This is a genomic window from Moorena sp. SIO3I6, assembly GCF_010672095.1.
In genome coordinates this window covers 1-6,671 of the sequence record NZ_JAAHHU010000261.1, presented here as the reverse complement: position 1 = coordinate 6,671, position 6,671 = coordinate 1, and the positions used below count along the sequence as shown (strand labels likewise).

At 44.5% G+C, this 6,671-nt stretch carries 7 protein-coding genes; 6 read left to right on the top strand and 1 reads right to left on the bottom strand.

Annotated features, from left to right (window positions below):
• Positions 1-3: 3 nt before the first annotated feature.
• From holB to F6K49_RS33335, 3 genes are all read left to right on the top strand, one after another.
• Positions 4-939, top strand: coding sequence for a DNA polymerase III subunit delta' (gene holB, locus F6K49_RS33345; RefSeq protein WP_293103558.1), 936 nt, complete (start codon positions 4-6; stop codon positions 937-939).
• A gap of 455 nt (positions 940-1,394) precedes the next feature.
• Positions 1,395-1,997 carry a peroxiredoxin gene (locus tag F6K49_RS33340; RefSeq protein WP_293025041.1) on the top strand — a complete coding sequence of 201 codons (603 nt, stop codon included), beginning with the start codon at positions 1,395-1,397 and terminating at the stop codon, positions 1,995-1,997.
• A gap of 273 nt (positions 1,998-2,270) precedes the next feature.
• Complete coding sequence (locus F6K49_RS33335; protein WP_293025039.1) at positions 2,271-3,035, top strand: hypothetical protein; 765 nt, start codon at positions 2,271-2,273, stop codon at positions 3,033-3,035.
• Between the two features lie 107 nt (positions 3,036-3,142).
• On the opposite strand, the gene F6K49_RS33330 is transcribed toward F6K49_RS33335, so the two are convergent.
• Complete coding sequence (locus F6K49_RS33330) at positions 3,143-4,258, bottom strand: geranylgeranyl reductase family protein (RefSeq protein WP_293103551.1); 1,116 nt, start codon at positions 4,256-4,258, stop codon at positions 3,143-3,145.
• Positions 4,259-4,757: 499 nt separating this feature from the next.
• Here F6K49_RS33330 and F6K49_RS33325 point away from each other — a divergent pair, with 499 nt between their 5' ends.
• From F6K49_RS33325 to F6K49_RS33315, 3 genes are all read left to right on the top strand, one after another.
• Positions 4,758-4,895: a hypothetical protein gene (locus F6K49_RS33325; protein ID WP_293025035.1), complete on the top strand. Its 138-nt coding sequence runs from the start codon at positions 4,758-4,760 to the stop codon at positions 4,893-4,895.
• Positions 4,896-5,217: 322 nt separating this feature from the next.
• A complete protein-coding gene (gene pipX / locus F6K49_RS33320; RefSeq protein ID WP_293025033.1) occupies positions 5,218-5,487 on the top strand; it encodes a transcriptional coactivator PipX in 270 nt (89 codons plus the stop codon).
• A gap of 437 nt (positions 5,488-5,924) precedes the next feature.
• A complete protein-coding gene (locus F6K49_RS33315; RefSeq protein WP_293025031.1) occupies positions 5,925-6,512 on the top strand; it encodes a cell division protein SepF in 588 nt (195 codons plus the stop codon).
• Positions 6,513-6,671 lie beyond the last annotated feature (159 nt).

Below are 6,671 nucleotides of genomic sequence, written 5' to 3'. Positions count from 1 at the left end.
TTTATCCTAGGGCAAGACCAAGCGATCGCATTATTGCACGGAGCAATTACAACCAACCGCATTGCCCCTGCCTACCTGTTTGCCGGTCCATCTGGGGTGGGGCGGAGTCTGGTAGCACGGGCTTTTATTGAACAGTTGTTTTGTCAAGGTATCCCCGCTGATGGGCAAGTCTCAATTAAAAAACGACTTATTCAGGGCAATCACCCAGATGTATTGTGGGTAGAGCCAACCTATCTCCACAATGGTATACTTGTTTCTGCTACAGAGGCTGTCCAAAAAGGAATTCAGCGTCAGGCACCCCCCCAAATTCGGTTGGAACAAATTCGGGAAATTGCTCGGTTTCTGAGTAATTCTCCTCTAGAAGCATCGCGCAAGGTGGTGGTACTAGAGCAGGCAGAAACTATGGCAGAGCCAGCAGCCAATGGTTTGCTGAAGACTCTCGAAGAACCAGGAAACGCTACATTGATAGTGATCGCACCTAACACTGAATCTTTGTTGCCGACCCTAGTGTCTCGCTGTCAGCGGATTCCATTTTATCGCCTGGGGCCCGAAACTATGACAACAGTGCTGCGGCAAACCGGTCATCAACAGATTTTACAGGAACCATCAGTACTCGCCATTGCCCAGGGAAGTCCGGGGGAAGCGATCGCTGCTTTTGAGCAACTCAAAGCCATGCCTCCAAACTTACTTACCCAACTTACCCAGTTACCCCACACATCCCGTCAAGCATTGGAACTGGCAAAGGAAATCGACAACAAGCTGGATACCCACACTCAGCTTTGGTTAGTGAAGTATTTACAACACTGCTACTGGCAATCACACACTCAACCAGAAATGATTAAAAAGCTAGAGCAAGCTCGCCGATACCTGCTCAGTTATGCTCAACCGCGATTGGTTTGGGAGGTAACCCTGTTGGAATTGAGTATTTTTGAAGGATGAAGGATTTAGGATCAATTATAAATTAAATATTATAAACGATTAAGTGGGAAATATCAAGAATAAAGTGGAAAGGATCAAGGATAAAGCTCCATCAAGTATTTTCTAATACTGGATACTTAGGTGTGCTCTTACCATTAAGAATTAAATTCGCATAATTGTCGCACCTGAAGAAAACCCTACTAATCAAAATCGTTATGACTATGATATATTTGTAAAGGTTCGTAAATAATCAATTAGATTTGATACCATTTGTGTGGTTGGTTACAGATCATGGTCTGACCATGAAAATCGGATATTGGGTAGATCATTTTCTTATCCATGAACTCCCTCTCAAGATGTATGTATTTAGCCAGCACTTTGAGAAATAGTATGGGTAGCACGGTTTGAGGTGACCACCACTTGATCAGCAATCTGTAGCCAACTGACACCCTACACACTTTAAGGAGCATAACTATATGACTACAACAGAAGGATGTCTCCGGGTAGGCCAACTGGCTCCCGACTTCACGGCCACTGCTGTATTCGAGCAAGAGTTCAAGACAATTAAACTGTCTGACTATGGTGGTAAATACGTCGTTGTGTTTTTCTATCCCCTAGACTTCACTTTTGTTTGTCCTACCGAAATTACTGCATTTAGCGATCGCTTTGAAGAATTCAAAGAACTAGGCACCGAAGTCCTTGGCGTCTCTGTTGACAGCGAATTCTCTCACCTGGCTTGGATTCAGACTGACCGCAAGAGTGGTGGTGTAGGCGATTTAGCTTATCCTCTGGTTTCTGATATCAAAAAAGAAATCAGCACAGCTTACAACGTTCTTGACCCGGAAGCCGGTATTGCCTTGCGTGGTTTATTCATCATCGACAAGGAGGGCATAATCCAGCACGCTACTATCAATAACCTCTCCTTTGGTCGTAGCGTTGACGAAACCCTGCGTACCTTGAAAGCGATTCAATACGTTCAAGCTCATCCCGATGAAGTTTGCCCAGCAGGGTGGCAACCAGGTGACAAAACTATGAACCCTGACCCTGTTAAATCAAAAGTTTACTTTGCTGCGGTATAACCGAATCGCAAATATCTCAGCCCTCCTACCTTGAAGACGGAGCTTTAATACTGGGAAATTGATTGGGTATAATACCTCTTCAATTTCCCATTAACATTATGGGAACATTTTGACCGAAAAATTGGGGACTGTGAGGGGTGAGGTGCTATAGATACGGGGTTAGCCTTACCCCTGACATCAACTTGCTTGAGCAACGCGAAACCGACATATAGTGAGTAAGGAGGAGTGTTAATCCATTGAATCAACAAATGGCGCTGCCTGGGAGGAAGTATAATGTCAGAAGAGCAAAAACAGCAGCCAGAAGCGGCAAATGATGAACCAATTCAAACGCCGCCGACACCATCAGTGACAGATAAATCCGAAGACAGCTTGGAAACAACAAGTCCATCGCCTCAGACAACTGGCAAGGGAAAGTTATCGTCTTCTGAGCCTAAGTCTGGATTAATGAATCGCTTGCTGCCGATTCTTAGTACTCTTGGCCAGTTTTGGGATGGCACCTTAAAAAAAGTCCGCTCCTTGCTACCGGCAGCTTGGAATGAAAAACTGTCTGATTGGATGTTGACTGGTGCGATCGCAAGCGTGGTAGTAGTCATTCTATGGACAACACTAACGCTTCTACCAAAGACACCAGCACAGGTGGCACAAGTTCCTGCTGATACCATTAATTCTCCACAAAATTTGGAAGTTCCTCAGGAATCACAACTGGTGGAATCGGAACCCATACCCACACCAGAGTTAACTCCTGAACAAAGCCTGATTGTCGCAATTCAAAATCAAATTGCGGCTATTACCGCTCAGTACGGTAATGACCTGATTCAAGCAATTGAGGCGAACTTTCTCAGAAGTATGCTCTTGGTCAAGGTAAATGATGAGTGGTACCAACTCAACGATGCTCAGCAGAATACCTTAGCTCAAAGGATGCTGAGTCAGTCTCAAGAATTAGACTTTAGCAAGTTGGAAATTACTGACCTAGAGGGAAAGTTACTTGCCCGTAGTCCTGTGGTGGGGTCAAGTATGGTCATTTTTACCCGACATTAATGGTATTATCTGTTGACGGTTGAGGGTTGACAGTCAAGCGTCCACCCTCAACAACCCCAACTATTTACGTGATAAGATACCAGAAAAGATTAATTATCCTATCACCATTATCCCCCGCTTAATGGGTTCAAGCGCTTCATGGCACGATTTACTACTTCGGAGTAGCGTAATTGCCCACACAGAATGTTGAGCATGATTTGAGTAGCAACGGGTTTTTTAACGCCGACTTTGTACCCAATTCCGGGAAAGCTGTAGAACGCACCAGCGAGCTTAGCAGCCCAACTCATATCAGTTCCCCGTTCTTCCTGCATCACCTGGGTATAGTTTTCTAAGGCATCAGCTTGACCTGCCAAAGCTTGTTGAATGGCCTCAGCTGCTTTCATCCCACTAAACATGGAGGGTCGAATTCCCTCAGCAGTCATGGGATCCACCACACAAGCAGCTTCCCCAGCTAATACAGCATTTTGTGTATGGAGCTTCTCCTGACCTTCCCAGACACAGATTGCACCTTCGTGCTGTTGACAGCTACTCAGGTCTAAGCCGGATTTCTCCGCATAACCTTTGACTATCTTTTGGATGTCTTTGAGGTCACCACCCCGTAAGGAGGCAAGACCAATGGAGTAACCTTCGGATTTAGGAACATTCCAGATAAAGCCATTTTTGACCTGACCAAAGTCAAAATGGATCTCGGTACTATTGGTGTCCGATTTGGGCACCTCTAGGGCTAATGCCAGACGTGATTTACGTTCTTTGAATCCCAACCATTTTGCCATCGGTCCAGTAGCACCGTCAGCTGCAATCACATAGCGACCTTCCACAGTCCCATTGACAGTGTTGACCTGCCAGTGGTCTCCCTTAAACTCTACCCCTGTAACTGCTGTATTATCTCGAATTTCAGCACCTTGTTTTTGGGCTTGTTGGATGAGATAGTGATCGAAAACATCTCGTTGCACCATCCAAACCGGTTCTTGAGTGTCCAGTTTCACCTCTACTGGATCATCCATTTTCCAGGTGTAGCGTACACTCTCAGCTTTTAGAGATATGACAGGTGTAAAGTCGAAATCAAACCACTGTTGCACTTGTGGGGAAACCGCACCACTACAAGCTTTGTACCGGGGTAAGGATTCTTTTTCTAGAACCACCACAGACTTTCCAGCTTTAGCCAGGTGATAAGCAGCAGTTCCACCAGCCGGTCCCGCACCAACGATTATGCAGTCAAACATTATGTTTCTACTTTACTCCTCAAAGATTTATCGATTGAAGTTCACAGACTAACAGCCCAGTGTGTCAGCCTACTATCCAAATTGAGTGACCAAATTGAGTGACCAATTTACCAGGACTTACTCACGCTTGATGCCCAGCAATTGAGACAAAGTAACATGGACAATTGTAAAATCACTATCAATTCATAATAATGACCCTACAAACATTGCAGGGTCGAGATTAGGCTATTAGCAAAATGCTTACCCTTAATCAATAACATCCTGAAAACGCCTAATCAGTTATTATCTGGATGCACCTCTATACTGATAGTTTTTGTCTCTTGTTCATTCAATTTTTCAGTCATTAGACTCGTTAATCCGGATAGTTTGTTGGCTAATTACTAGGGGAATCATTAGCTTATAGAACCATTATCGACCTAGAATTTTTGAAACATGTGGATTTCTGAGCAATCTTTATTAAAGTTTCACGAAGTCACCGCCAAAACTATTGCCAAAACTATTGCCAAAACTATTAGTGTATTTTTTTCCTCCCCATCCTCTTTCCCTATGGGATTCTTATCAATCCTCAGTCTATCTCAAATCTGTTGGTATCGGTATTGAGCAGTTCAACCAAGGTAGGGGAGATGTATTTATGTAAGATTTGGGTAGACTTGGTGAGTTAGATCAGATTGCCATGATCTTAGAAATCTTATGGTGTCAGAAACAATATGACCCAATCCCCTAATTGTTCTCCCTGGCAAACTCAAATCCACTAATCAAGCTATTATCTCTATAACTTGGTTAAAGTCTTTAGGAATTGTTAGGGTCTTGGTGACTCCTAGTGTGACCTGAATTAACTAATTAACCAAACCCCTGGCATAATACCACTAACCTGACTAAGGAAAAGTAAGTCATGGCAATGACTTATTTGACCCAAATCAGACTGTTCGGTGCTCAAGTACCGCCTAGTATGGATTTTGATGAGTTCTGAAAACTACCTCCATCACCCCAATTTTGGTCTACTGTTTCGAGTTTGCATTGTTGAAGAACAACAAGAGTTGTTCACTACGATCTATGCCCAGAGACTTTTCTTTTTGGTGAAAAGTACCACCAATGGTATTGCCTTTGAGCCAATCAGTCGTTCTGAGGCTCGGCTGTTGGTAGAAAATCGCCTTCGCTTACTTAGGCGCAGTGGTTCATCGGCTGACTATGAGCAGCTTCGGATTATCCATCAGCAAACCTTCCAATAAGTTCCATTAGGAAACCCGTTCGGGTTAATTGGGAGACTCTTTGGAGCCGGACAAGGTGAATGGGCTGATATTACCGCCAGAAGTAGGTATAAACGATGATTGTGAGGGTTTTCTGAAATTAGGTTATGGCTAGAGCCAAGTAATGGGGTAGTATATACCCAACCACATCCATCATCAATATTGCCCTCTTATATATAATGGCATAACCTTCTGCTAAGTGTTTGTTTCCACAACTACACCCCAAGCAGAAGGCAGATATATATTCTATATTGATAACCTTGTGGTGTTCTCAAGGGTGAAAATTATTAAGTAAGCTTATGGGGTAAGTTAGACTGTTTACGTTCTAGTCTAAGCATCTACTCAAGACTGCTGCCCTAGAGAAGGTCGATTATCGGTTTTGCAGAAGCTTACACTAAAGTTGTGATGGAGAGTTGACTATGAGCGGTATTTTTAATAAACTGCGCGATTTCGTCGGTCTGAATGAGCCAGTGGAATACGAATACGAATATGAAGATATGGAGGGGGATGCTTACCCAACTCCCTACCCACAAGAGCAACCGGTGCAACCGCCACCAGAGGAGGAACGTCCGACAAGACGTCGTTCTCGGGAGCGGACAACGGTATCAGAAGCAGGCGTAGGGCCATCTCCGATCAATAATGTGATTGGCATGCCTGGAGCAGCCAATGGGATTTCAGAGGTGGCAGTGATTGAACCTCGTTCGTTTGAAGAAATGCCCCAAGTGATTCAGGCACTGCGGGAACGGAAGTCGGTGGTCTTAAACCTGACTATCATGGATCCAGACCAAGCACAACGAGCGGTGGACTTTGTGGCTGGTGGGACTTACGCTATTGATGGTCATCAAGAGCGTATTGGTGAAAGTATTTTCTTGTTCACACCAAGCTGTGTTCAGGTAAGTACTCAGTCTGGTGTGATTCATGAGATACCTACTCCCCAAGTCCCTAATCCCCGTCAGACAGCTCCGTCACCAGCCTGGGGTTCTGAGCCAGATCAGATGGCTCAGTAAGCGTCAGGACTTGACAAGTGTATAGTGTTTCATGAATAACATTAATAGTTGAAAAGAGAGGTGTTGGGTTGCCTATAAAACTTGGCATAATTGGTGGCGGTGTCATGGGAGAAGCCCTCCTATCCCGTCTACTTGCCCAACAACTTTACCACCCTGATC